The organism is Bradyrhizobium sp. Gha (genome assembly GCF_900113735.1).
Classification (GTDB): Bacteria; Pseudomonadota; Alphaproteobacteria; order Rhizobiales; family Xanthobacteraceae; genus Bradyrhizobium.
Map to the genome: position 1 here is coordinate 166,447 of NZ_FOQM01000002.1, position 23,942 is coordinate 190,388.

Annotated in this window: 22 protein-coding genes and 1 pseudogene; 15 read left to right on the forward strand and 8 right to left on the reverse strand. The window is 63.4% G+C overall.

What is annotated here, in order from left to right:
• Positions 1 to 4: 4 nt before the first annotated feature.
• The 3 genes from BM222_RS03980 (at position 5) to BM222_RS03990 (ending at position 3,580) form a co-directional block, all read left to right on the forward strand.
• Positions 5 to 1,405 carry an aspartate ammonia-lyase gene (locus BM222_RS03980; protein WP_092226979.1) on the forward strand — a complete coding sequence of 467 codons (1,401 nt, stop codon included), beginning with the start codon at positions 5 to 7 and terminating at the stop codon, positions 1,403 to 1,405.
• Between the two features lie 288 nt (positions 1,406 to 1,693).
• The gene (locus BM222_RS03985; RefSeq protein WP_092226980.1) at positions 1,694 to 2,662 is read left to right on the forward strand and encodes an NAD(P)H-dependent flavin oxidoreductase; all 969 of its coding nucleotides are present in this window, start codon (positions 1,694 to 1,696) and stop codon (positions 2,660 to 2,662) included.
• A 144-nt stretch (positions 2,663 to 2,806) separates the two neighbouring features.
• Complete coding sequence (locus BM222_RS03990) at positions 2,807 to 3,580, forward strand: thioesterase family protein (protein WP_092226981.1); 774 nt, start codon at positions 2,807 to 2,809, stop codon at positions 3,578 to 3,580.
• 549 nt (positions 3,581 to 4,129) lie between these two features.
• On the opposite strand, the gene BM222_RS03995 is transcribed toward BM222_RS03990, so the two are convergent.
• Entirely contained in the window at positions 4,130 to 5,692 is a 1,563-nt protein-coding gene (locus tag BM222_RS03995) for an AMP-binding protein (RefSeq protein WP_092226982.1), read from the reverse strand.
• Positions 5,693 to 5,770: 78 nt separating this feature from the next.
• Between BM222_RS03995 and BM222_RS04000 the strand changes: the two genes are divergently transcribed.
• The 5 genes and pseudogenes from BM222_RS04000 to BM222_RS04020 all read left to right on the forward strand — a co-directional run.
• Positions 5,771 to 6,736 (forward strand): NAD(P)H-dependent flavin oxidoreductase, encoded by a 966-nt coding sequence (locus tag BM222_RS04000; RefSeq protein WP_177242998.1) that lies wholly within the window; start codon positions 5,771 to 5,773, stop codon positions 6,734 to 6,736.
• Positions 6,737 to 6,858: 122 nt separating this feature from the next.
• Positions 6,859 to 7,107 (forward strand): hypothetical protein, encoded by a 249-nt coding sequence (locus BM222_RS04005; RefSeq protein WP_092226984.1) that lies wholly within the window; start codon positions 6,859 to 6,861, stop codon positions 7,105 to 7,107.
• Positions 7,108 to 7,239: 132 nt separating this feature from the next.
• Positions 7,240 to 8,016, forward strand: a complete 777-nt coding sequence (locus BM222_RS04010) for a hypothetical protein (RefSeq protein ID WP_177242999.1) — start codon at positions 7,240 to 7,242, stop codon at positions 8,014 to 8,016.
• Between the two features lie 86 nt (positions 8,017 to 8,102).
• Positions 8,103 to 8,762, forward strand: coding sequence for a hypothetical protein (locus tag BM222_RS04015; RefSeq protein ID WP_092226985.1), 660 nt, complete (start codon positions 8,103 to 8,105; stop codon positions 8,760 to 8,762).
• A gap of 43 nt (positions 8,763 to 8,805) precedes the next feature.
• Positions 8,806 to 8,970, forward strand: a pseudogene (locus BM222_RS04020) (helix-turn-helix domain-containing protein); the annotation flags it as partial.
• Between the two features lie 10 nt (positions 8,971 to 8,980).
• On the opposite strand, the gene BM222_RS04025 reads toward BM222_RS04020, so the two are convergent.
• From BM222_RS04025 to BM222_RS04045, 5 genes are all read right to left on the reverse strand, one after another.
• Entirely contained in the window at positions 8,981 to 9,211 is a 231-nt protein-coding gene (locus BM222_RS04025; RefSeq protein ID WP_143105895.1) for a hypothetical protein, read from the reverse strand.
• A 261-nt stretch (positions 9,212 to 9,472) separates the two neighbouring features.
• Positions 9,473 to 11,302, reverse strand: a complete 1,830-nt coding sequence (gene edd / locus BM222_RS04030) for a phosphogluconate dehydratase (protein ID WP_092226986.1) — start codon at positions 11,300 to 11,302, stop codon at positions 9,473 to 9,475.
• 70 nt (positions 11,303 to 11,372) lie between these two features.
• On the reverse strand, positions 11,373 to 12,851 hold the full coding sequence (zwf, locus tag BM222_RS04035) for a glucose-6-phosphate dehydrogenase (RefSeq protein WP_092226987.1): 1,479 nt from the start codon (positions 12,849 to 12,851) through the stop codon (positions 11,373 to 11,375).
• Positions 12,852 to 12,902: 51 nt separating this feature from the next.
• On the reverse strand, positions 12,903 to 13,862 hold the full coding sequence (locus tag BM222_RS04040) for a carbohydrate kinase family protein (RefSeq protein ID WP_092227279.1): 960 nt from the start codon (positions 13,860 to 13,862) through the stop codon (positions 12,903 to 12,905).
• Positions 13,863 to 13,870: 8 nt separating this feature from the next.
• The gene (locus BM222_RS04045; protein WP_092226988.1) at positions 13,871 to 15,109 is read right to left on the reverse strand and encodes an ROK family transcriptional regulator; all 1,239 of its coding nucleotides are present in this window, start codon (positions 15,107 to 15,109) and stop codon (positions 13,871 to 13,873) included.
• Positions 15,110 to 15,312: 203 nt separating this feature from the next.
• Here BM222_RS04045 and BM222_RS04050 point away from each other — a divergent pair, with 203 nt between their 5' ends.
• The 4 genes from BM222_RS04050 to BM222_RS40870 all read left to right on the forward strand — a co-directional run bounded on the left by BM222_RS04050 (position 15,313) and on the right by BM222_RS40870 (position 18,650).
• A complete protein-coding gene (locus BM222_RS04050) occupies positions 15,313 to 16,332 on the forward strand; it encodes a sugar ABC transporter substrate-binding protein (protein ID WP_092226989.1) in 1,020 nt (339 codons plus the stop codon).
• 111 nt (positions 16,333 to 16,443) lie between these two features.
• Positions 16,444 to 17,526, forward strand: a complete 1,083-nt coding sequence (locus BM222_RS04055) for an ABC transporter permease (protein ID WP_092226990.1) — start codon at positions 16,444 to 16,446, stop codon at positions 17,524 to 17,526.
• On the forward strand, positions 17,502 to 18,314 hold the full coding sequence (locus BM222_RS04060) for an ATP-binding cassette domain-containing protein (RefSeq protein WP_177243000.1): 813 nt from the start codon (positions 17,502 to 17,504) through the stop codon (positions 18,312 to 18,314). The genes BM222_RS04055 and BM222_RS04060 overlap by 25 nt, the downstream gene beginning before the upstream one ends.
• 192 nt (positions 18,315 to 18,506) lie before the next feature.
• Positions 18,507 to 18,650 (forward strand): hypothetical protein, encoded by a 144-nt coding sequence (locus BM222_RS40870; RefSeq protein WP_177243001.1) that lies wholly within the window; start codon positions 18,507 to 18,509, stop codon positions 18,648 to 18,650.
• Here the strand turns inward: BM222_RS40870 and BM222_RS04070 are convergent.
• Complete coding sequence (locus BM222_RS04070) at positions 18,635 to 19,513, reverse strand: GNAT family N-acetyltransferase (protein ID WP_092226992.1); 879 nt, start codon at positions 19,511 to 19,513, stop codon at positions 18,635 to 18,637. The genes BM222_RS40870 and BM222_RS04070 overlap by 16 nt on opposite strands.
• Before the next feature lie 337 nt (positions 19,514 to 19,850).
• Here BM222_RS04070 and BM222_RS04075 point away from each other — a divergent pair, with 337 nt between their 5' ends.
• The 3 genes from BM222_RS04075 (at position 19,851) to BM222_RS04085 (ending at position 22,801) form a co-directional block, all read left to right on the forward strand.
• A complete protein-coding gene (locus BM222_RS04075; protein ID WP_092226993.1) occupies positions 19,851 to 20,774 on the forward strand; it encodes a 2-hydroxyacid dehydrogenase in 924 nt (307 codons plus the stop codon).
• Between the two features lie 12 nt (positions 20,775 to 20,786).
• Positions 20,787 to 21,143 carry a cupin domain-containing protein gene (locus BM222_RS04080; protein ID WP_092226994.1) on the forward strand — a complete coding sequence of 119 codons (357 nt, stop codon included), beginning with the start codon at positions 20,787 to 20,789 and terminating at the stop codon, positions 21,141 to 21,143.
• 200 nt (positions 21,144 to 21,343) lie between these two features.
• Entirely contained in the window at positions 21,344 to 22,801 is a 1,458-nt protein-coding gene (locus tag BM222_RS04085) for an NAD-dependent succinate-semialdehyde dehydrogenase (RefSeq protein ID WP_177243002.1), read from the forward strand.
• 127 nt (positions 22,802 to 22,928) lie between these two features.
• Here the strand turns inward: BM222_RS04085 and BM222_RS04090 are convergent, their stop codons facing one another.
• Positions 22,929 to 23,618 carry a haloacid dehalogenase type II gene (locus tag BM222_RS04090; protein ID WP_092226995.1) on the reverse strand — a complete coding sequence of 230 codons (690 nt, stop codon included), beginning with the start codon at positions 23,616 to 23,618 and terminating at the stop codon, positions 22,929 to 22,931.
• Between the last annotated feature and the right edge of the window lie 324 nt (positions 23,619 to 23,942).

Consider the following 23,942-nt stretch of genomic DNA (forward strand, 5'->3'; position numbering starts at 1 on the left):
GCCCATGAGTCGCACGGAGCAGGACTTCCTCGGACAGCGTGAGATCGCCGACGACATCTACTACGGCGTCCAGACCATCCGGGGTAAGGAGAACTTCCACATCACCGGCATTCCGATGAACCAGGAGCCTTACTTCGTGAAGGCGCTCGGTTACGTGAAGAAGGCCGCTGCGATGGCCAACCGCGACCTGGGCGCGATCGACGCCAAGGTCGCCGATGCCATCATCCTCGGCTGCGACCGCGTCATCGCCGGCGACATGATGGACCAGTTCGTCACCGATTTCATCCAGGGCGGCGCCGGCACCTCGACCAACATGAATGCCAACGAGGTGATCGCCAATCTCGCGCTGGAATCACTCGGCTTCGTCAAGGGCGACTACCAGCACGTCAGCCCGAACGACCACGTCAATTACGGCCAGTCGACCAACGACACCTATCCGACCGCGTTTCGGCTGGCGCTGATCCTGCGGCTCGAGAGCTACATGACGGCGCTGCGCCAGCTTCAGGAGGCGTTCTTCGCCAAGGGCCGCGAATTCGATCGCGTGCTGAAGATGGGGCGCACGCATTTGCAGGATGCGGTGCCGATGTCGCTCGGCGCCGAATTCAGGGGATGGGGCACCACGATCGGCGAGGAGGTCGACCGCATCTCGGAAGCGCGCGCGCTGCTGCGCGAGATCAATCTCGGCGCCACCGCGATCGGCACCTCTGTCACTGCCGCGGTCGGCTATCCCAAGCTCGCGGTTCGGCACCTGAGCGCACTCACCGGCGTCGACTTCATTCTTGCCGGCGATCTCGTGGAGGCGACGTCGGACACCGGCGCCTATGTGCAGCTGTCCGGCGTGCTGAAGCGCACCGCGAGCAAGCTGACGAAAATCTGCAACGATATCCGCCTGCTGGCCTCCGGTCCGCGTGCCGGCTTCAACGAGATCAATTTGCCGCAGCTCCAGCCGGGCTCATCGATCATGCCGGGCAAGGTCAATCCTGTCATCCCCGAGGTCGTCAACCAGACGAGCTTCCTCGTCATCGGCCTCGACACCACGGTGACACTGGCGGCGAGCGCCGGCCAGCTCCAGCTCAACGTGATGGAGCCGGTGATCTCGTTCGCGTTGTTCTTCTCGATCCGCACCATGGAGCGCGCGGTCAACAGCCTGCGCGAGAATTGCGTCGTCGGCATCACCGCCAACGAGGACCACACCCGCAACATGGTGCTGAACTCGCTCGGCATCGTCACCGTGCTGAAGCCGCTGCTCGGCTACAAGCAATGCGCCGAGATCGCACGCGAGGGCTACAAGAGCGGCAAGTCGCTGCACCAGATCGTGGTGATCGAACGCAAGCTGCTGACGCAGGAGAAATGGGACGAGATGTTCTCCTTCGAGCGCCTGATCAATCCGGATTTGATCGGGTAGGTGGGGAGCCACCGCTCTCGCCACGTCATTGCGAGGAGCCCTTGCGACGCGCAATCCAGGGTCTTTCCGGGGTGACCGTCTGGGTTGCTTCGCGGAGCCTGTCATCGGGCCGCGCTTCGCGCGGACCCGTTGGCCCGCAATGACGGAGCGCCTCGGAATTCCGCGCGTTGGAATTGCGGTAAGGGCGTCCGCCGCGGCGTCACAACGCAATACTTGACAGTGGAAAGATTGCCTTGTTGGTATGGCCCCCAACCTTCAATGCGTCCGCCAGCAAAGGATTGTTGCACCATGTCCATGCCTGCTCTGTTCAAGGGGCGCCTGTCGATCCCCGTGATCGGTTCGCCGCTCTTCATCATCTCGGTGCCCGATCTCGTGATCGCGCAGTGCAAGGCGGGCGTGGTCGGCTCGTTTCCGTCGCTGAACGCGCGCCCGCCGGAACTGCTCGAGGAATGGCTGGCGCGGATCACCGAAGAGCTCGCGGCCCATGACCGCGCCCATCCCGACAAGCCGTCGGCGCCGTTCGCGGTCAACCAGATCGTGCACAAGTCGAACAACCGGCTCGACCACGACATGCAGCTCTGCGCCAAGTACAAGGTGCCGATGATCATCTCCTCGCTCGGCGCGCGCGAGGAGCTGAACCAGGCCGTTCACGGCTGGGGCGGCATCGTCTTCCACGACGTGATCAACCAGAAATTCGCCCACAAGGCGATCGAGAAGGGCGCCGACGGCCTGATCCTGGTCGCGGCCGGTGCCGGCGGTCACGCCGGCACCATTTCGCCGCTCGCCTTCGTCGCCGAAACCCGCAAGTGGTTCGACGGCCCGATCGCGCTGTCGGGCGCCATCGGCAACGGCAAGGCGATCCGCGCCGCGCGCATCCTCGGTGCCGACTTCGCCTATATCGGCTCGGCCTTCATCGCGACCAAGGAAGCCAACGCGGTCGAGAAGTACAAGGAGATGATCGCGGGCTCGACGGCCGACGACATTGTCTATTCCAACCTCTTCACCGGCGTGCACGGCAATTATTTGAAACCGTCGATCCTCGCAGCCGGGATGGATCCGGAGAACCTGCCGACATCGGATCCGTCGAAGATGAACTTCGGCACCGATGCATCAGGCGAACGCCCCAAGCCGAAGGCCTGGAAAGAGATCTGGGGCTCGGGCCAGGGCATCGGCAGCGTCGAGGGCATCGTCCCCGCCGCCGATCTGATCGCGCGCTTCAAGAAGGAATATGAGGAAGCGATCGATCCGCCGCTCTAGCTCTCTCGTGTCCCGGACCCGCTGCAGCGTGCAACGCTGCTGCGCAGAGCCGGGACCCGCCGCAACGACTGGACCCCGGATCTGCAGCGCACCGCTTGCGCGCTGCGCAGCGTCCGGGGAACGCCGCCGAAATCGAGTGAAAGCATGAGCGCCATCTACAGCGTCGACGGCAACAGCGTCGTCACCAGCCCCAATGCCGCGGGGCCATGGGATCGGCGCATGCAGCACGGCTCGGCGCCATCTGCGCTGGTGACATGGGCGGCGGAGCGCATTCCGACGCCCGTGCCGATGAACATCGCGCGTGTCAGCATCGACCTGATGCGCCCGGTGCCGGTCGCGCCACTCACGATCGAGACGGACATCTTGCGCGAGGGCCGCAAGATCCAGCTCTGCGGGATCAAGCTGCTCGCCGACGGCGTGCAGGTCGTCGGCGCCACCGTGCTCAAGATCAAGCAGCAGTCTCAGCCGCTGCCTGATGACGTCAGGGATCCGCCGGTCGCGCTTCCGTCGCCCGAGGATTCGCTGGTCGAGGACGGCCACGGCGCCACCAGTCCGTTCGCGGGCATGGTCTCGATGCGCGCGGCGCGCGGCCGCTTCGGCCAGGCCGGCGCCGGCGCGATCTGGTTTCGGCTCGACCATCCGCTGGTTGAAGGTGAGGCGGTCTCGCAGGCCATGCGCGCCGTGGTCGCCGCCGATTTCTCCAACGGCACCGCCTCGACGCTCGACTTTCGCGCCTGGACCTATATCAACGCCGACCTCACCGTGAGCCTCGCGCGTCTGCCGGTCGGCGACTGGATTTTGCTCGATGGTGAATCCTGGGTCGGCCCTGACGGCGCGGGGCTCGCGATGTCACGCTTGGCTGATCGGCAGGGCTATTTCGGCCGCGCCGTGCAGAGCCTGGTGATCGAGAAGCGGTGAGGGCGCCTTACTCTCTCTGTCATGCCCCGCGAAGGCGGGGCATCCAGTACGCCGCGGCCTATCGATTCAATAACGACTGTCTCGGAGTACTGGATCGCCCGGTCAAGCCGGGCGATGACACCGGTTGTGTGGTGAAGTCTGGGATCGAGAAGCGGTGAGCGTGATGGGCGACGTCATGGCCGCCTGGGCCGACTGAACGGCAGCTTCCGCCGCCGCGGAAGGGATGCTGACCATCCTGCCAGTTCATAATCCGTAGAAGATCTTGATCTCCCACAGCACCACGATGATAGCCGTGATCAACGTGACCGCGGCGACTGCACTTTCCAGGGAAGCGACTCTCATGTCCCACTCCGCTTCCCCAGCCCCACAAGCGGTGTAGTTGATTCCCTGATTCGCCGGCAATCGGGCGGGGCGCACGGACGCACACTCGGTTGCGCATTGTGGTGCCGGCGCCACAACGACACCGTAATATCCCGGGTGAAAACGCTGATTGTCCCGGAGGGTTCGCGCGATGCGTGTGGCCCGCACCCGGTGCTGCAATCAGGGAGATTACCCGACCATCCGGTCCCGGCCGCTCCAGAAGCCAGCGCGCAGCACCTTCTTGTCGATCTTGCCGACACCGGTCATCGGCAGCTGCTTGACGAACTGGATCTGCTTTGGCGCATGTGCGGAGCCCTTTCGCGTCCGTACCATATTGATCAGCTCGTCCGGATCGGGCTTCGTACCCTCGCGCGGCACGACGACGGCCGTGACGGCCTCGCCCCATTTCTCGTCGGGGATTCCGACGACCGCGACCATAGCGACATCTGCATGTTGCGACAGCACGTCCTCGACCTCGCGCGGAAAGATGTTGAAGCCGCCGCTGACGATCATGTCCTTCTTGCGGTCGAGGATGAACATGTATCCGCGTTCGTCCTGGCGCGCGATGTCACCGGTATGGACCCAGCCGTTCTTCAACGTTTCGGCGGTTATGTCCGGCCGCTTCCAGTATTTCGCCATGACATGCGGCGCGCGCACGCAGATCTCGCCGGGGTCGCCCGTCTTCACCTCCTGGTCGTTGTCGTCGAGAATCCTGACCTCGCAGGCCGCGATCGGGAAACCGCAGGACAGGAACAGCTCTGGCGTCTTGGCGTCGTGATCCTGTTTGCGCAGCACCGAGACCGGATAGCATTCGGTCTGGCCATAGAGCTGCGAGAACACCGGGCCGATGCGCTCGATGCCTTCCACCAACCGGCTCGGCGACATCGCGGAGGCGCCGTAAAGCACGAGATCGAGCGAGGAGAGATCGGTCTTGCCGAGCGCGGGATGGTCGAGCAGCACATAAATCATGGTTGGCACGAACAGCGTGAAATTGATGCGCTCGCGGGCGATCGTCGCCAGCACGGCTTCGGGATCGAAACCCCTGAGCATGTGCACGGTGCCGCCGCGCATCAGTGTCGGCAGCACCTTTGTGCCCGCGACGTGGCTGATCGGCGCGACCGTGAGATAGCGCGGGGCGTCGGGGATTTCGAAGTCGGCGAGGATCGCGCCGGCGGCGCCGGCATTCTCGCGGTGGTAGCGCAGCGCGCCCTTGGACTTGCCCGTGGTGCCGCCGGTGTAGTTCAGCGTGGAGAGATCGTCGAGACCAGCCAGGCATCGCGCGCTGGCATGACCCGCGCTCTCGATCGCCGCCAGCAGATCGACGCCGTAATCGGCCGGCCCCATCGTGAAGACAGCCTTGAGCAGCGTCGCCTTCGCGGCGAGCTCGCCGCCGCGATCGCGGAAGGCAGCCACATCGACCACCAGGACCTCGGCCTCGGAGTCTTCGAGCTGGAACAGCTGGTCGCTCTCTGATCCCAGCGGATGCAGCCAGGTGGTGCAGCATCGCGACAATTGCGCCGCGACACCGGCACACCAGGTGTCGGCGCGGTTCGCAGTGAGAAAGGCGACGCGCGCGTCGGGCTGCAAGCCAAGTCGCATGAACACGCCCTGGATGCGTCCGATCAGATCGAGCGTACCCTCATAGCTGAGCGAGCCGCCGGGCCATGCGAATGCGGTGCGGCCGGGATAGCGCGCCAGCGCCCGTAGCGTCTGCGCACAAGTCGGGGACGATGCGTGGAGCGGATCGGACATATGTTTCCTCGTTGCTTTGTCATCGGCTTCTCGCGTGCCAATGTTGTCGAGGACGCTAGCACAGAGAGGGAGGCTTGGGTGGCATCCGATCGACTGCAACATATTCGCGATCGTCTGACCTTGCCGCTGATCGCGGCGCCGATGTTTCTGGTATCAGGCGTCGAGCTCATGGTTGCGGCTTGCCGCAACGGCGTGATCGGCAGTTTTCCCACCGTCAATTGCCGCACTACGGAACAGCTTGACGGGTGGCTCACCGAGATCGCAACGCGGTTGCGGCAGCACGAAGATCAGACCGGCCGCAAGGCCGCGCCGCTCTGCCCGAATTTGATCGTGCATCGCTCCAATGCGCGGCTGGAGCAGGATCTTGCCGTGCTGCTCGATCACCGGCCCGAAATCGTCATCACGTCGGTCGGCTCGCCCGCGCCGGTGTTGAAGCCGCTGCATGAAGCGGGCGCGCTGGTGCTGGCGGATGTTGCTTCCATCCGCCATGCCGAACGCGCGGCAGCGGCAGGCGCCGACGGGCTTGTGCTGCTTACCGCCGGCGCTGGTGGGCAGACCGGCTGGCTCAATCCGTTTGCCTTCGTCCGCGCGGTGCGTGCGTTCTACGACGGCATCATCGTGCTCGCCGGCGGCATCAGCGACGGCCGCGCGCTGCATGCGGCCAAAGTGCTCGGCTGCGATCTCGGCTACATGGGCACGAAATTCATCGCGACGTACGAGAGCATGGCGGACGAGCGCCACAAGCAGATGCTGGTCGACAGCACCGCCGACGACATCCTGCTCACCACCGCGTTCACGGGCCTGAAGACCAGCATGCTGACGCCGTCGATCGTGGCGGCCGGGCTTGATCCTGACGATCTGCCGGCTCGCGGCGCCATCGACATCGAAAAGGAGATCGACGTCGGTGCGCGTGAGAACCGGCCGCAGCGTTGGCGCGACATCTGGAGCGGCGGGCATTCGACTTCAGGCGTCACCGGCGTGCTGGCGGTCGACGAGCTCGTGGCGCGGACGGTCAAGGAATACTGCGAGGCTCGCGAGCGGTAATTTTCTGTGCCCTGGTTCGGTTAATCTCGCATGGCTCCGCAAGCCGGCTCTTAACGGGAGATTAACCATCGCTCGCCAAGAATCCCCTCACGGCCGCCAATCAGGACCGAGAGGGACAGGCGATGGACTTCGATTTTCTCAACAGCAAGACCTCAGCAACGCTGGACGAAATCCGCGTCCGCGTCGCCCATGCGCTGGCCCGCCACCCGCTGTGCCGCAATGTCCGCTTCGACATCGTCAGCGTCCCCCGGACCCGCCGGGGCGGCAATTGGACGGTGACGCTGCAGTCCGTCGAGCCGCGCGCCGTCTGGGAGGCCTCGGAGATCGTCGCCGACATCCAGGACGCCTATGATCTGGCGCTGGCTGCCTGATCTTTCTTGGTCGTCTGGATTGTCGACGCAGGCATGGTGATTGTCGCCGCAAAGGCACACTCAAGCCTTAATTCGTTCCTTTTTGCTGGGCATCTCTGACAACAACGTGAAGCGGCCCTCCCGGAGAGACGTTTGTCCAGAGCCATCACCATCACCGTGCTGACCTGCTTCCTGATCCTCGGTGCCGCCACCATCGCCATTCTCGGCCGTGACAGCGTGCCCAGCGCCGGTGCCGAGATGATCACGCAGGCCCCGCCGCCGAAGCAGATCACCGCCAACCGCGCCGCCAAGGCGGACCGGCTGGTTCCGACGCTGGCGCTGGCCTCGGCCGCGATCGAGCCCGTTCAGGTGGCGGCCGACAAGCTGTCCCGGGCGCCTGTTCTCGCCGAGCCGCTGCGTCAGGCCTTTGCCGCGTCGACGCCCGCCGATTTCCCGATGCCCAAAGCTGTCGAGTCCAAAGCTGTCGAGTCGACGGCTGTTGAGCCCAAGGCCGGCAACACCAAGGTGGCCTCGTTGGAAGCGCCTGTTGCCGCCGAGGTCAGCGGCGCGCTCCACGAGGCCCCGGCCAAGCCGAAGGTCGCCGCCAGGCCGCAGCCGCAAAAGACCTATTCGCTGCTCTCTGACGTGCAGATCGCCGGCATCAGGGATCGCCTCAAATTGTCGTCGTCGCAGGAATATTACTGGCCCTCGGTCGAGACCGCGCTGCGCAACGTCGTCCGCAAGATCTCTGCGAACAAGCTCTCCAATCCCAACGGGCCGAACGTGCAGATCGATCCGAACTGCGACGAGGTCCAGCAGTTGAAGTCCGCCGCGATGCCGCTGTTGTTCCAGTTGCGTGACGACCAGAAGGAAGAAGTGCGCAAGCTCGCCCGCGTCATCGGGCTCGAGAAGGTCGCCGAGCAGATCTGACACGACATTCCCTCTCGGGGAACCTGTTCCATCAGGAACATCCGGCAATCGTCGGGCGTTGCCCGCTCCGAACAGGGAGTGGACCTATGCGCGCCTTGACAGCGTATTTCGTCGGTGCCGGATCGATCATCGCCGCCATCGCCATTGGTCTCGGCGGCGGCATCGTTGCCGGCAACATCATGCACCCGATCGCGCCCAAGCAGGGCCCCGACACAGCCAAGGCGGCGCAACGCGCCGAAGCCTCCGCGCCGGCAATGACGAGTGCGCCATCGGAGCGTGTGCAATATCTCACCGGATCACAGTCGTTCGGCGCGATGATCGCCGCGCCGGCTCAGGCACAGAGCGAAGCGAAACCCGATGCCGGAACTAGTCAGGCCAGCGCTGAACCGCCCAAGCCAACGCCTTCACCATCTCCGCAAACAACAAAACCCGTCGAGCAGCAGGCCTCCACGGAGCCAGCGTCTTCTCCTGAGAATGCCTATGCAAAGGCCAGCAATTCCGACGTGAAGCGCGCCGCATCCGAACGACGGCGCGCGGAACGGCACGAGCGCTGGGCGCGCCACCGTTATGAACAACGAGATGTCCGCGGCTATGAGCAACGAGATGCCCGCGGTATGCGCGATCAGACCAATTGGGATGATGTGGCACGCAACGTCCGCGAGGATTCCGACGCACGCGACTCTGCCAGCCGGCCACGTGGCGGCTTCCCGCAAATCCGGCTCTTTGGTCCCGATGACGACGACTAAAGCGCGATGAGATTGAGTTGAATCGTCATCCAGCTTCACCACGCGCTTGACGGAACTGCGCCTGCGCAAGGCAGCGGATCTGCTCGCCCCTCGCGAAGGCCGCATCAGCGACATTGCGTTTGCCTGCGGGGTCAACGATCTCTCTTATTTCAACCGCTGCTTTCGCCGCCGCTATGGCCTGGCGTCGACCGCGGCGCGGGGCAAGTGATGCGTCGCGGCTAAAGCGTCTCCACCCGGGGCGGCGGATATCGCCGCGCCAGCACCGACAGCGGCAGGCGCCGATCGTCCGCCGGCAGCTCCAGCCAGGCCAGCACCAGCGGCCGCTTCCAGTCACCGAGGCCGAAATCCATGTCGATCCATTTCTGCGGCTCGGGCCCGTCGAGCCCGCGGACCCAGACGAAATAGCGGGGCAGGTCGTCGGCGTCCGTATCCGTCGTGCGTCTGGCCATCACATGCTCACTGCATCGACACGCGTTCGCAGGATGCAGGATATAGGTAGCGAAGTCGAACGTCACGGAGCCGCCGATCGACCGGGCGCCTGGGTCTGGGGAACATGAGCGAAGCTGTGATCGAAGCTTGGCGCGACGTATTGCAGGTCGCGGCGCGGTCGAAGGCCAGGGAACCAGGCAGCGCCTCGCGACTTTCACGCCATTGGGGACGGAGAGCCTGGCCTATCGCGAGCAGGGATGCTGCGGACGCGTCTCGCGCATTCAACCGGCAAAGACGCTTGCGCCGGTATCAGCGCTACTGACCCGTTCGCGGAAGAAGCCGAAGAGTTCACGGCCGACCCCCACATGCGCCCCCGAGAGATCCGCTTGCGCGTGCACTCGTGTGGCCCAGTCGCCTGGATCGACGAGCACCTCGAGCCGGCCGGCGGCGGCGTCGAGCCGAACAACGTCGCCATCGCGAATCCGTGCAATCGCGCCGCCCTCGGCTGCTTCCGGAGTGACGTGGATGGCTGCAGGTACTTTGCCGGAGGCACCTGAAAGCCGCCCATCCGTCACAAGCGCGACCTTCAGGCCGCGATCCTGAAGTGAGCCAAGAGGCGGCATCAGCTTGTGCAGCTCGGGCATGCCGTTGGCCTTCGGACCCTGGAATCGGACCACCGCGACAAAATCGCCCACGAGTTCGCCCGCAGCGAAAGCCTTCTGCAGCTCCTCCTGGGAATGGAATACGCGTGCAGGCGCCTCGATGACGTGGCGCTCGGCAGAGACCGCGGATGTCTTGATGACGGCGCGTCCGAGATTGCCGGTCAGAACCCGAAGGCCGCCCGTTGCCTGGAAAGGTTCGGCGGCGCCTCGAAGCACGGCAGGATCGCCGCTGGCGACGGGGCCGTCATGCCAGGTCAACGCTCCCTCGTCATCGAGCGCCGGCTCCTGCAGGTAGGCGTCCAGTCCATCGCCGCAAACGGTTGTGACGTCGCGGTGAAGCAGTCCCGCCGCCAGCAGTTCCCGTATCAACATGCTCATCCCGCCGGCCGCGTGAAAATGATTCACGTCTGCCGAGCCATTGGGATAGATGCGCGCGATCAGCGGGGTCACCTGCGCGAGGTCGGCGAAATCGTCCCATGTCAGGATGAGGCCGGCCGCGGCACCCATGGCAACCAGATGCAGCGTGAGGTTGGTCGAGCCACCTGTCGCATGCAGCCCGACGATGCCGTTGACGAAAGCGCGCGCGTCAAGCATGCGGCCAATCGGGGTATATTGATTGCCGAGCGCGGTGATGTTCAGCGCCCGCTTGGTGGCTGCGCGGGTCAGTGCATCGCGCAAGGGCGTGTTCGGCGTCACGAAGGATGCCCCCGGCAAATGCAGACCCATGATTTCCATCAACATCTGGTTGGTGTTGGCCGTGCCGTAGAAAGTGCAGGTGCCCGCGCCATGATAGGCCTGCGCTTCAGCTTCCAAGAGAGCTTCGCGACCGAGCTTTCCTTCGGCGTAGGCCTGCCGGATCTTTGACTTGGCATCGTTGCCCAGGCCTGAAGTCATCGGACCGGACGGAATGAATATCGCGGGCAAATGCCCGAACGAGAGCGCGCCGATGACGAGGCCAGGCACGATCTTGTCGCAAATGCCGAGAAACACCGCAGCATCGAAGGTCTGATGCGACAGTGCGACCGCGGTGGACAAGGCGATGACGTCCCGCGAAAACAGCGAGAGCTCCATTCCCGCTTCGCCTTGCGTGATGCCGTCGCACATCGCAGGGACGCCGCCCGCGACCTGGGCAACACCACCGGCTGCGCGCGCGCTCTGACGGATCAACTCAGGGAAGCGCTCGTAGGGCTGATGGGCCGAAAGCATGTCGTTGTAGGCGGTGACAATTCCGACGCTGGGAACGCGGCCATCCTGCATCGCCTTCTTGTCGTGCGTTCCGCAAGCCGCAAAGGCGTGGGCTTGATTGGCGCATCCCAATCGCCGCCGCACCGGCGTAGTGGCCGCCGCCGTGATGCGGTCGAGATAGCGTGCACGGCTGTCGTGACTGCGGCGAGCGATGCGATCCGTCACCTCGGCGACCCGCGCATTGACCCTTGCATCGATCGTCATACAAGCCTCCTGTTCAGGAATAATCCGTCTGCAATGCTCGCCTCTACGCCATCGGTGCATCGAGCCGAGGTCATGGGCCATCCTCCGCCCATGTTCGGCCGTCGCGTTCGATCAGCGCGACCGCGGCAGAGGGGCCCCAACTGCCCGCGACATAGGGCCGGGGAAGCTCGTTCATCTGGCTCCACGCCCGGCGGATCGGATCAATCCAGCGCCACGCTGCTTCGACCTCGTCACGGCGCATGAACAGCGTCGCGTTGCCGCGGACCACATCCATCAAGAGCCGCTCATAGGCGTCCGGCACCGAGACGTCGAAGGCTTCCGCAAAGCTCATGTCCAGCGGGGTGTACCGCAACCGCATGCCTCCCGGCCCGGGCTCCTTGACCATGAGACAGAGCTTGATTCCCTCGTCCGGCTGCAGGCGGATCACGAGCCGCGTCTGCAAGACCTTTCCCGACTCCGAATCGAAGATCGAATGCGGGACTTTGCGGAAGGTCACGACGATTTCGGAGCAGCGATGCTGCAGCCGCTTTCCGGTGCGCAGGTAAAAGGGAACGCCGGTCCAGCGCCAATTCGCAACGGCAACCTTGAGTGCCACGAAAGTCTCGGTCGTACTTTGGTGATTGGCGATCTCGTCGGCGTAGCCGGGGACAGCGACGCCGTTACACGCACCGGCGCGGTATTGACCCGGCACGGTCAAGGCTGCCGCGTTCGTCTCGTCGATGCGCTCGAGCGACTTCAGGACCTTGAGCTTCTCATCGCGCACGGCATCGGCTTCGAGCGAATATGGCGGCTCCATCGCGACAAGGCACAACAGTTGCAGGAGATGGTTCTGCACCATGTCGCGGAGAGCGCCCGACGTGTCGTAGTAGGCGCCACGTTCTTCCACGCCGATGGATTCGGCGACCGTGATCTGCACATGATCGATGTGGGCGGCGTTCCACAGCGGCTCGAACAGCGCGTTGGCAAAGCGCAGCGCCATCAGATTCTGCACGGTCTCCTTGCCGAGATAGTGATCGATCCGGTAGACGCGCTCCTCGGGGAATGTCCCGCCGATGGTCTTATTGAGCCGGATTGCGGACTCGACGTCCTTGCCAATCGGCTTCTCGATCACGATGCGAGAGTCGCCTGTTGCGAGGCCGTAACTTCCCAATCTCTCGCAGATCGGTCCGAACAGGTGCGGTGCAGTCGCTAGATAATGGACCTGAACGCGTTCGGCGTAGTGCGACAGGGCGGCTGCGAGTTCGGCCCATCCGTTTTCACCCTCTGCATCGGCGGCCATGTAGTTGAGGCGCGCGAGGAAGCGATCGAGTACGGGGCCGGTGGTTTTCGATTCCGGCACATGCTCCAAGATCGCCGCGCGCACCATTGCGAGGAATTCGTCCCGGGGCATCGGGCCGCGTGCAACGCCGAAAATGGTGGCCGCATCGGGCAGCTGGCCGGCGAAATCGCGGCGAAACAGCGCCGGTAACAGCTTGCGGCGCGCAAGATCGCCGGTCGCTCCGAAGACGGTCAGGACAAAGGGAGCCACCGGAATCACGCGGCTGGTCACGCTCGCCCGCTTCTCAATTCCAACAGATGCTATGCCGCCATCTTGCATTCGTCAGCCTCTCGGATGTGGATTCAGGCTCGCCGTGATGTCGTCCGCAGTCGGCAGATCGGCGCCGCTGCGCGAAACCGTGACTGCGGCGGCGATCGTCGCATAAGCGAGCAGGTCGCGGATGTCCGACAGTTCGAGCGCCGCGATCGCCTCAGGATGGAGCCTTCCGGTCTTGGCGAGTTGCGCGAGCAGGGCGGCGTGGAAAGTATCGCCGGCGCCGACGGTGTCACGCACGACGACGTGCCGACCCGGCACGGACACGCTGCCCGCGCCGGAAAACGCGGTCGCGCCCTTCGCTCCCTCGGTAACGACCACGAGGCGCGCCCCGCAGCTCAGCCAGTAAGTGGCGGCGTCGGCGATTGACACGCGACCGCCCCACGCAACGCGGATGTCCTCGTCACTCGCCTTGATCATGGTGGCCGTCCGGTAGAATCGTTCCGCAGCGACGGCCCAGCGTTGCAGATTGCCAACGACGCTCAAACGCAGGTTCGGATCGACGCTGATGACGCGACGCCCTTGCTCGCGTTGGGCGAGCGCGGCATATGCGGTGCCGACCGGTTCAACCGCCAGGCAATAGGAACCGAAGGTCAGGGCTTGAATGTCGTCCGGCAGCGCCGTGGGCAGATCCGCAGGCTGGAGCGAGCGATCCGCCGCACCCTCGCCATGGAACGCGTAGTTTGGCTGACCGTCATCGGCAGTCGCCACGACCGATATCGTGGAGAGCCGGTCAGTGCGGACGAGAAAGCGATCGTCGACTCCTTCGCGTGCGAGGGCCTCTGCGAGGAACACGCCGAATCGATCGCGCGAGATGCCACCGAGAAAGGCCGTTCGAACGCCAAGCCGCGCCAGGCCAACAGCGACGTTGAACGGAGAGCCTCCGGCAACGGCGCGGGCCGGCATTTCCGTTGCCTCGGCTGCCTGCACAAACAGATCGATGAGCGCTTCGCCGCAAACGAGAATCACGATGCTGCTCACTCCTTGAAGAGCACGTCGTAGTCGCGGGCGAATGCCGCGAGCAACGGCAAGGCCGCGCCGCCAATCGCGCGCGCATCACGCCCGATCGAGCCTTCGACCACCACGGCTTCGGTGAGGCCCTGACGGTCCATGTCGGCCCAATATTCGTTTGTGCGCGCAACGAGCCGTCGACGCACATCGAGCGGAAAGGCCCCGTCGATGATGACGGCTTCGAAGTCGATAACCGCCAGCAATGCGGCGGTCGCTTGTGCCAGCGCCTGGGCAGCTTCGGCAATCCAGCCTTCCAGCGGTTCATCGAAGCTCGACCAGTCGTCGGGCGACAGCCAGATATCCGTGCTCTGGCGGCCCGCGGCGATCAGACGTCGCTCCAGCCGGTAGATGGAGGCGGTGCGGATCAGCTGTTGAAGGCTTGCCGCACCATTTTCCTCGCGTCGCATGATCGGCATCGAGCCAAGCGCGCCGGCATTGCCGCTGCGGCCAGGGAAGAGGCTGCCGTTGAGAGCGATGCCGCCGCCGACGAATGCGCCGATATAGAAATAAGCGAAGTCGCGATAAGCAGCCCCGGCACCGAAGTTGAGTTCCGCCGCACATGCCGACGTTGCGTCGTTGCAGACGCGCACCGGCCACGGGGCGAAGCGGCGCGAAAGCTCGGCGGCAACGTTGAAGTTCCGCCATTTCCCGAGCAGGCCCGGCGGCGTTTGCAAATCCGCTTCCCAGTTCCACAACTCGAAGGGCATCGCGACGCCCATGCCGCTAATTCTGCGTTGCTGAGATTCAGGCAGTTCGTTGAGCAGACCCGGCATCTCGCGTTCTACAAACGCGACGATGTCTTCAGGGAGGGGAAAGGAATAAATCGTGCGGCGCCTGGCGCGAATTCCGGCAGTGAAATCCATCAAGACCAGGTCAGAACTGCGCCGGCCGATCATCAGACCGACTCCGAAGGCACCGTCCGGGTTGAGCGAATAAGGAACGGAAGGTTGTCCGATGCGCCCTCGTTGCGGCTCGCCCGCGAGTAGCAGGCCATCAGCCTCCAGCCGGTTGATGATCACCGTGGTGGTCTGGGTGGACAGGCCGGTCATGCGGGCGATCTCGACCTTGGCAAGACCGCGGTGGCGCCGAATGAGCGAAAGGATCAGGCGCTCGTTATAAAGCCTCACGCCCGACTGGGTGGTGCCGCGGCTCTCGCCCCACGACGCTGCCTGCGAATTCCCCGCAACCGATCCTGTTTTGTCCATCCGCGGCCTCCAAGCTCCGTGTTTTGCTGTGCCGAGGTCTTATGGCCGATCCCAAGCGGTCACTCCTCACATGAACGCAGCTGGGGCGTCTGTCAATTAATAAATCGGAATGATTTATTTATTGACAGGCGCCTTCGCATGCTTCTAGGATCGTCAGAACGCGGTCCAGCCGCGGCCAACAAGTGTTCCAGGGGAGAGAAACCATGCGTCAATCAATCAGTCTCGTCGCTGCACTCGCGCTTACTCTCGGCGCCGGCAGCGCTTATGCGGCCGACAAGCCGATCGTCGGCCTGATCACCAAGACGAACACGAATCCGTTCTTCGTGAAGATGAAGGCTGGCGCGGAACAGGCGGCGAAATCCAACGACGTCGAGCTGCGCTCCTTCGCCGGAAAGGTCGATGGCGACAATGAGAGCCAGGTCGCAGCAATCGAGAACCTGATCGCGGCCGGCGCCAAGGGTATCCTGATCACGCCGAACGATTCCCGCGCCATCGTGCCGGCCGTCGAGAAGGCGCGCGCTGCGGGCATTGTGGTCATTGCTCTCGATACCCCGCTCGATCCCGCCAATGCTGCGGACGCAACCTTTGCCACCGACAATTTCCTGGCCGGCCAGATGATCGGGCAGTGGGCTGCCAAGATGCTGGGAGCCAAGGCGGCATCCGCCAAGATCGCGCTGTTGGACCTCAACGTGAACCAGATCTCGGTGGACGTCGCCCGCGATCAGGGCTTCCTCAAAGGCTTCGGCATCGATCTCGGCAATCCCGCCAAGATCGGTGACGAGAAGGATGCGCGCATCGTTGGACATGATGTGACGCTCGGCAGCGAGGAGGGCGGCCGCAAGGCGATGGAGAATCTGCTGCAGAAGGATCCGGGCATCTCGCTGGTCTACACCATCAACGAGCCGGCAGCTGCGGGTGCTTACGAGGCGCTGCGTTCAGTCGGCCGCGACAAGGACGTGCTGATCGTGTCCGTGGACGGCGGCTGTCCCGGCGTGCGCAATGTGAAGGACGGCGTGATCGGCGCCACCTCCATGCAGTTTCCGTTGCTGATGGCTGCGAAGGGCGTCGAGGCGGTGAAGGTCTACGCCACGGGCGGCGGCAAACCCAAGGCGTCGCCTGGTCTCGACTTCTTCAACACCGGCGTCGAACTCGTCACCGACAAGCCGGCCGGCGAACTTCCATCGATCGACAGCGCGGCAGCATTGAACAAGTGCTGGGGTTGATCGGCTCGCCAAAGCGTCCCCGACACCGACGGGCGCCCGGAGGGCGGGCGCCTGAGAATGCCGCAAACGTCCGCTCCGAAGCTGGCTCGGTACGCAATGAGGAAACCGGTGATGACCGAAATCGGAAATGCCCACCCTGGTGGTCAGGCTTTCGAGCTCGTGCTCGACAAGAGCGAAAACCGCGTGGCCGAATTCGAGGTCCGTGCGAAATCGCCGCTGCAGAAACTGCAGCACCTTCTCCACGCCAATCCCACGGCGGTCCCGGCGATCGTGCTCCTGCTCAGCGTTGCGGTGTTCGGATTGATCGTCGGGCCGCGCTTTCTGTCGCTGTTCAATCTGTCGCTGATCATTCAGCAGGTGACGATCATCGGCGTGATCGGGGTTGCCCAGACCCTGATCATCATCACCGCAGGCATCGATCTGTCGGTCGGGGCCGTCATGGTGCTGTGCTCCGTGATCATGGGCAAGCTTGCGATCACAATGGGGCTCGCGGCGCCGCTGGCGCTGCTGATCGGCCTTGCCGTGGGCGCGGGCTGCGGGGCGATGAACGGGGTGCTGGTGACGCGCCTCAAGCTGCCTCCCTTTATCGTCACGCTCGGGACCTGGTCGATCTTCTTCGCCCTCAATCTCTGGTACTCGGCGTCCGAGACCATCCGCTCCCAGGACGTGGCGAAAGCCGCCCCGCTGCTGCAGGCACTCGGAACGCCGGTGGACGTCTTCGGCGCGCGCTTCACCTACGGCTCATTTTTCATGCTGGGACTCGTTGGGTTCATTTGGTTCGTGCTCAATCGCACTGCCTTCGGACGTCACCTCTATGCGGTGGGTGACGATCCCGATGCGGCGCGGCTGGCCGGTATCCGAACCGGCCGTATCCTCTTCGCCGTCTATGTGATCGCCGGCATGATCTGCGCGCTCGGCGCCTGGGCGCTGATCGGGCGCATTGGCTCGATCAGCCCGCAAGCCGGCCAGACCGCCAATCTCGACAGCATCACCGCGGTGGTGGTCGGCGGCGCCAGCCTGTTCGGCGGCCGTGGTTCGATCATCGGCACGCTGATCGGCGCCCTGATCGTCGGCGTATTCCGCAACGGGCTGGCGCTGTCGGATGTCGACGTGCTCTGGCAGGAATTCGCAGTCGGCTGGCTGATCATCGTTGCAGTGGCCCTCGATCAATGGATTCGCAAGGTGTCGGCATGAGCATTGAAACCAGCACTCCCCAGCCGGTTCTGCAAGCGCGCGGTCTCGTCAAGCGCTATGGTCGTGTGACCGCGCTCGATGATGCCGATTTCGATCTCTACCCCGGTGAAATCCTCGCCGTCATTGGAGACAACGGCGCGGGAAAATCCTCGCTGATCCGCGCGCTTTCCGGAGCGCTCGTTCCCAACGCGGGCGAGATCAGGCTTGACGGCACCCCCGTCGCGTTCCGCTCGCCTCTCGATGCGCAGGCTGCAGGCATCGAGACGGTTTATCAGACGTTGGCGCTGTCTCCGAGTCTGTCGATCGCCGACAACATGTTTCTCGGACGCGAATTGCGCCGTACGGGACCACTCGGCACGGTCTGCCGCATGCTCGATCGCAAAGCCATGCAGCGCATCGCCCGCGAGAAGCTCACGGAGCTTGGCCTCATGACGGTTCAGAACATCAATCAGCGCGTCGAGACGCTCTCGGGCGGGCAGCGCCAGGGCGTAGCGGTGGCAAGGGCTGCGGCCTTCGGCTCGCGCGTGGTGATCCTGGACGAGCCGACTGCGGCGCTCGGGGTCAAGGAATCCCGTCGTGTGCTCGAACTGATCCTCGACGTGAGGCGGCGAGGTCTGTCGGTCGTCCTGATCAGCCACAACATGCCGCACGTGTTCGAGATCGCCGATCGTATCCACATCCATCGGCTCGGCCGGCGGCTCACTGTGATCGATCCCAAGTCCTATACGATGTCGGATGCCGTCGCCTTCATGACCGGCGCGCGCGCGCCGGTCGAAGCGGCGGCCTGATGTGTTGACTTTTGACTTCCGGGCGGCGATGCCTACCCCTTCAGGTGCATTCGCGCAAAGCTCGCAGCCTCCTCGATCGAGGCCATGCCCTCGTCGGGCATCGGTGCGAAGAGCTGCCAGGAATGGCACATACCGTCCCAGACCTTGAGCTCTGCGGTGCCGCCGGCCTCACTCAGCCTTTTGGCGAGGGTGATGCTGTCGTCCAGCTCATGTGCTCGCCCGTTCGGCTACGCGCTGGCCGCCGGGGCCATGGCCGATCTCTGGAGGGACGCGATCGGCACCATGGACATCAGCCCCGCACGGAGCTTCGCCTCATGGCCTCAGCTCAACGCGTGACCGGCTAGCCCGTACACCCACGGCTCGTTTTCCTTTCGGTTCAGGAATCGCCGACCCTTAGACATCGTTGTGACGGTCTCGCTTATCCCGAGGCGGCTTTGTTGAAGGAAGTCGGCAAACAGACCTGTCTGCTCCCGCGTATCGACGCGGACGAAGTGCCCCGCGAGATCCTTGAGATGCACCGCGGTGAGATGGATCGCGTCACAATCATTGCTGGCGATGATGGGGCCGATCACATGACCGCGCCCGAATTCGCGCTTCATGGAAAAACCGACCGCCTCCCCGCCGCGGCGCAGGACGGAGATCGAGGCACCTTCAGAAAGCAATGCGAGCACCTTTTGTCGGTTGGTTCCGAACGCGCGCTCATCCAGTGCCGCGATCTCTCCGATGTCCGCAGCGGAAAGCGAGCTCAATTCACCGGCCAGAGCCGGCACCGGCGGAGGGGGTGAGACGACCTCGCCTTGCCACTGATACACGGTGGCTTCCTTCGTGAACCCCAGCGACAGATACAGATGATAGGCGGCATGGGTTGAGTTGAGGGTCAAATTCCGATCGCCACACCGCTCGAAAACCTGCTCCATGAGCCAGCGGCCGGTACCTTGTGCCTGGGTTCGGGGCGATGTGATCACCAAGCCGATGGTCGCGAATTCGTGGCCGCAAGGGAACCACATCGCGCTGCCGAACACGCGCCCTATGCCATCAACGGCGACGATGCCATGACCGGCGCGGCGCAAAAATTCCCAATCCTTGGGTCGATGCGGCCAGCCGACACCGATCGAAAGGGCGTGGAGGAGCTTCACATCAACGTCGTTGATGTCCTTGGCCGCCAGTTCAAAGGACTTCACGCGTACCGTTCGTCCCATTCAGCTCATCCGTTCCTTGCGGCAACAAGCTCGTGGCCTATTGCGCTCGCCGGCCTTCTGTTGCGTGCTGCACAAGCCCGTTTTGCAGCAGCATAACGCGGAAGGCCAGCAGGTTTCGCCTGTTTGGCAGGTGGTATTCGGAATGTTCCGCCGCCAGCGCAACTCGATTCAGCAGGGAAAGCTCCTGGTTGCGGCCTATCGAGATCCGGCAACAGCAGGCAGGGTGAGCCCCAGTGAATGTTGAAGGCTTTGCTGGAGGGCGCGCCGCCCTTCCAGCCCTCAGTGGTCGGCCGGGCCGGTCTCAAGGCCCGGCATCCCGGGCGAGGACCTGAGATCGATGGCGTTCCTTTTCAATTCCGATGCTGCTCGGGGGGCAATTTTCCGGCAGGCCTTTGCGCGCGAGCTCCCTGATCTCGAATTCTATCATTCCGGTGAATGCGTCGATCCGGCAAAGGTACGCTACCTGCTGACCTGGACCGTACCCGATCATGTCGAGCGGTTTCGAAATCTGGAAGTGCTGTTTTCCATCGGTGCCGGGGTCGATCAATTCAAGCCGGAGACCATATCCGACCGCGTCAAACTCGTGCGCATGGTTGAAGGCGGCATCATACGCATGATGCAGGAATATGTCGTGCTCGGCGTGCTGACGCTCCACCGCGAGATGCTGGCCTATCGGGAGCAGCAGAGAAAGGGTCTATGGCAAGCCCTTGCAAGTGTTCAGCCGACCGGTCGGCGCGTGGGCTTCCTGGGCCTTGGGATGCTGGCGCAAGCCGCGATCGACCGCCTGAAGCCCTTTCAATTTCCTCTCGCAGCGTGGAGCCGCAGCAAGAAGGAGGTCGACGGTGTCACCTGCTTCCATGGCGAGGACCAGCTCGGCAGTTTCCTGCAAGGAACGGATATCCTGGTCTGTCTTCTGCCCCTGACGCGGCAAACGAGCGGCATCATGAATGCAAGGCTCTTCTCGCTTTTGCCGGCGGGAGCGAGGCTGCTCCATGTCGGGCGCGGCCCGCAGCTCGACCACGGTGCACTCATCGAAGCGCTCGACAGCGGGCACCTCGCGGGCGCCATGCTCGACGTCACCGATCCCGAGCCATTGCCAGAGAATGACCCACTCTGGTCGCATCCGAAGGTGATCATCACGCCACATATCGCGTCCGTGACTCAACCGGATACGGCGGCACAATCCGTCATAGAGAACATCCGGCGCCACCGTGCGGGACTGGATCCGATCGGCCTCGTCGATCGAACACTCGGCTACTAACAGGAAAATGCCATGTCCCTTCTGGTTACCATCGATACCAATCCGGATTTCGCACCGAAGAACGCCCTGCCTGCCCCAGAACGGCTCATTTCTGGCAATCCTTCCTTCAAGACCTGGGCGCAGGACGCCTCGAAAGGCGAAAAGGTGCTGACCGGCGTCTGGGAAGCAACGCCCGGCGAGACTCATTCCATCAAGGGCACCACCTTCGAGTTCTGCCATATCATCTCGGGCCTCATCGAAATCGAGGAAAAAGGCGGCGAGGTCAGGAGATACCGCGCCGGCGACAGCTTTGTGATGAAGCCTGGCTTTGTCGGCGTCTGGCGCACGATCGAAACCGTGCGGAAGATCTACGTCTGCCATTATGACTGAGACGATGGCGGGGACCGCTGTTGAGCGGTCCTCAGAATTTTCGACTTGCGAAGCCGCCTCCGACCAGATTCAACGCGGCCAGTCACTTCATTCTCGATGAAAAATGCGGCGTGCGGTCCTGTACTGCTCGCATGAAACGGCTTCGCAAACGCAATTCCAGGCAGTGACGGCGAGGTCGGGCGAAGGCAAGGAGCAAGCCTATGATTGCATTGAAGGACAAAGACCTGTTTCGCCAGCAAGCGCTGATCGGCGGCAATTGGCGGGATGCGAGCACGCAAGCCACCGTTGATGTCATCGATCCTGCGAGCCAGAAAGTGCTTGGCACCATCCCTGACATGGGTCGAGGCGAGACCAAGGCGGCAATCGACGCCGCGGCCGCTGCGTTCAGGCCTTGGAAGACCAATTCTCACGCGGAGCGTGCTGCACTGCTGGAGCGTTGGTACGAGCTCATGCGACTTCATGAGCGCGATTTGGCCCTGCTGCTGACGCTGGAACAGGGCAAGCCGCTTGCTGAATCGCTTGGAGAGATCCGTTATGGGTCGTCCTTCGTCAAATGGTTTGCGGAAGAGGCCCGCCGCATCAACGGATCGACAATCCCCGCGCCGACCGTCGATCGCCGCATTCTGGTGCTGAAAGAGCCGGTCGGCGTCTGTGGCATCATCACGCCCTGGAATTTCCCCAACGCGATGATCACGCGCAAGGTGGCGCCCGCGCTTGCTGCAGGGTGCACGGTCGTCATCAAGCCATCTGAATTTACGCCTTTTTCGGCTCTCGCCATCGCTGTTCTGGCTGAGCGGGCCGGAATTCCGGCAGGCGTGATCAACATCGTGACGGGCATGCCGGCGGACATCGGCGCGGAGCTGATGGCCAACGAAACCGTCCGCAAGATTTCGTTCACCGGCTCGACGCGTGTCGGCGCGCTGCTGATGAAAGGCGCGGCCGACAACATCAAGAGGCTCAGCCTCGAGCTCGGCGGCAACGCGCCATTCATCGTCTTTGACGATGCGGATATTGACCGTGCCGTCGAAGGTGCGATCGCATCGAAGTTCCGCAATGGCGGACAGACCTGCGTCTGCTGCAATCGCATTCTCGTGCAATCCGGCATCTACGACGCCTTCGCCGAGAAGCTCGCCAGCCGGGTCGCGAAATTGAAGGTCGGTGCCGGTACCGAAGAGGGGGTCGCAATCGGGCCGATGATCAACAGCGCCGCGATCGAGAAGATCAAGCGGCACGTGGTCGACGCCCTGGATAAGGGCGCAAAGATCATCGCGGAGAGCGAGGCGGTCCCGGAAGGCCGGCAATATGCCCGGCCTCTCGTGCTTGGTGGCGCGACGACTGAGATGCTGCTCGCTTCGGAGGAGACCTTCGGGCCGGTCGCTCCGCTTTTCCGGTTCGAGACCGAGGACGAGGCGATTGCGATCGCAAACGGTACGCCATTCGGCCTTGCGGCGTATTTCTACACTGAAAACCTGAAGCGTTCCTGGCGTGTCGCCGAAGCGCTGGAGTTCGGCATGGTTGGCCTGAACACCGGCCTGATTTCGACTGAGGTTGCGCCGTTCGGTGGTGTCAAGCAGTCCGGACTGGGACGCGAGGGATCGCAGCTCGGGATCGAAGAATATCTCGAGACCAAGGCGCTCCATGTCGGCGGACTGGACTGAGCGGTCCATCGGATCGGTATCTGAAACAAGAAAAGGGGGCGGCTGACCGCCCCCTTTTTCCTTTCCAGCGCAGATCTCCAATCTCCAAGAACTCGAAGTGCGGCGAGAAATCCCGAAAGAACTGCGCTCACGCGCTTTTGCGAAGGGGCTCCAAGCCGACGGCCCCGGCAAGCCCATCGATGCCAGCGACCTCGGTGTATTCATAGAACGGGTTCGCGGGCTCATGACCCCGGTTCACCCAGACCTTGCTCTTGATGCCGAGATCGTAGGCGGTCATCAGATCGTAGCGGAAGGAGGAGGAGACGTGGGTAATGTCTTCCGGCCCGCAGCCCAGCTTGTCCAGCATATATTCGAAGCCCTTCATCTGCGGCTTGTAGGCTCCGGTTTCCTCCGCCGTGATGACCATGTGGAAGGGAGCGCCGAGCTTTTCGACGTTCGACATGATGAGATCCTTCATCGAATTCGACAGGATGACCAGCGGAATCTCCCTGGCAACTTTGGCCAGACCCGCCGGGACGTCGGGATGTGGACCCCATGTGTGGATCTCTTCATTGATGCGCTGGGCATCCTCCGGCCGAAATACGATACCGTTGCGCTTGCAAGCGCGCTCTACCGAATTATGCACGACCTCGAAGTACGGTTTCCACGCGCCAAGCACCTCGTCCAGGCGATAGGCCGCGAAATCCTTGATGAAACTTGCCATCGTCGCGGCAGAAAGCCGAGAGCCGTAGACACGCCTTGCCGCGCCGGCCATGTCGAAATTGGTCAGCGTGCCGTAACAGTCGAAAGTGATGTACTTGGGTCTGAAAGTTGCCATGGCTCGATCCTTTTCGGTCCTCACGCACCGCGTTCCGGTACGACAGGGATCATAGCGGGCAGACGACCGGATAAAGCACCGCTGTCGCGGCGACCGGGAGCAGATTGTGTCGTATCGGATCGGAGCTATGGCAGAGAGTTGCACGAAAAGACGCCCACCGACGTGAGCGCCAGTGCCTGGTGCAAGTCGATGCCGGCATAAGATGCGGCGCCGATCGGCAATGAAAGTCAAAATGCCCTTCGTCGCCGTCCTGCCCGGGAGCAACTGCTGCCATGGTCATCTTACGTTGCGCCTGAAGACATCGGGATGGCCCCGACAAGAAGT

What these genes read in the sequence shown, in the direction of transcription:
- BM222_RS04015 (WP_092226985.1), top strand. Translation starts at nt 8,103, where the DNA reads ATGCGCGCCTTGACAGCGTATTTCGTCGGTGCCGGATCGATCATCGCC.
- BM222_RS40870 (WP_177243001.1), top strand. Translation starts at nt 18,507, where the DNA reads ATGCTGTCGTCCAGCTCATGTGCTCGCCCGTTCGGCTACGCGCTGGCC.
- edd (WP_092226986.1), bottom strand. Translation starts at nt 11,302, where the DNA reads ATGACGATCGATGCAAGGGTCAATGCGCGGGTCGCCGAGGTGACGGAT.
- BM222_RS03995 (WP_092226982.1), bottom strand. Translation starts at nt 5,692, where the DNA reads ATGTCCGATCCGCTCCACGCATCGTCCCCGACTTGTGCGCAGACGCTA.
- BM222_RS04085 (WP_177243002.1), top strand. Translation starts at nt 21,344, where the DNA reads ATGATTGCATTGAAGGACAAAGACCTGTTTCGCCAGCAAGCGCTGATC.
- BM222_RS03980 (WP_092226979.1), top strand. Translation starts at nt 5, where the DNA reads ATGAGTCGCACGGAGCAGGACTTCCTCGGACAGCGTGAGATCGCCGAC.
- BM222_RS03990 (WP_092226981.1), top strand. Translation starts at nt 2,807, where the DNA reads ATGAGCGCCATCTACAGCGTCGACGGCAACAGCGTCGTCACCAGCCCC.
- BM222_RS03985 (WP_092226980.1), top strand. Translation starts at nt 1,694, where the DNA reads ATGTCCATGCCTGCTCTGTTCAAGGGGCGCCTGTCGATCCCCGTGATC.
- BM222_RS04070 (WP_092226992.1), bottom strand. Translation starts at nt 19,513, where the DNA reads ATGGGACGAACGGTACGCGTGAAGTCCTTTGAACTGGCGGCCAAGGAC.
- BM222_RS04045 (WP_092226988.1), bottom strand. Translation starts at nt 15,109, where the DNA reads ATGGACAAAACAGGATCGGTTGCGGGGAATTCGCAGGCAGCGTCGTGG.
- BM222_RS04025 (WP_143105895.1), bottom strand. Translation starts at nt 9,211, where the DNA reads ATGGCCAGACGCACGACGGATACGGACGCCGACGACCTGCCCCGCTAT.
- BM222_RS04005 (WP_092226984.1), top strand. Translation starts at nt 6,859, where the DNA reads ATGGACTTCGATTTTCTCAACAGCAAGACCTCAGCAACGCTGGACGAA.
- BM222_RS04055 (WP_092226990.1), top strand. Translation starts at nt 16,444, where the DNA reads ATGACCGAAATCGGAAATGCCCACCCTGGTGGTCAGGCTTTCGAGCTC.
- BM222_RS04090 (WP_092226995.1), bottom strand. Translation starts at nt 23,618, where the DNA reads ATGGCAACTTTCAGACCCAAGTACATCACTTTCGACTGTTACGGCACG.
- BM222_RS04060 (WP_177243000.1), top strand. Translation starts at nt 17,502, where the DNA reads ATGGATTCGCAAGGTGTCGGCATGAGCATTGAAACCAGCACTCCCCAG.
- BM222_RS04080 (WP_092226994.1), top strand. Translation starts at nt 20,787, where the DNA reads ATGTCCCTTCTGGTTACCATCGATACCAATCCGGATTTCGCACCGAAG.
- BM222_RS04050 (WP_092226989.1), top strand. Translation starts at nt 15,313, where the DNA reads ATGCGTCAATCAATCAGTCTCGTCGCTGCACTCGCGCTTACTCTCGGC.
- BM222_RS04075 (WP_092226993.1), top strand. Translation starts at nt 19,851, where the DNA reads ATGGCGTTCCTTTTCAATTCCGATGCTGCTCGGGGGGCAATTTTCCGG.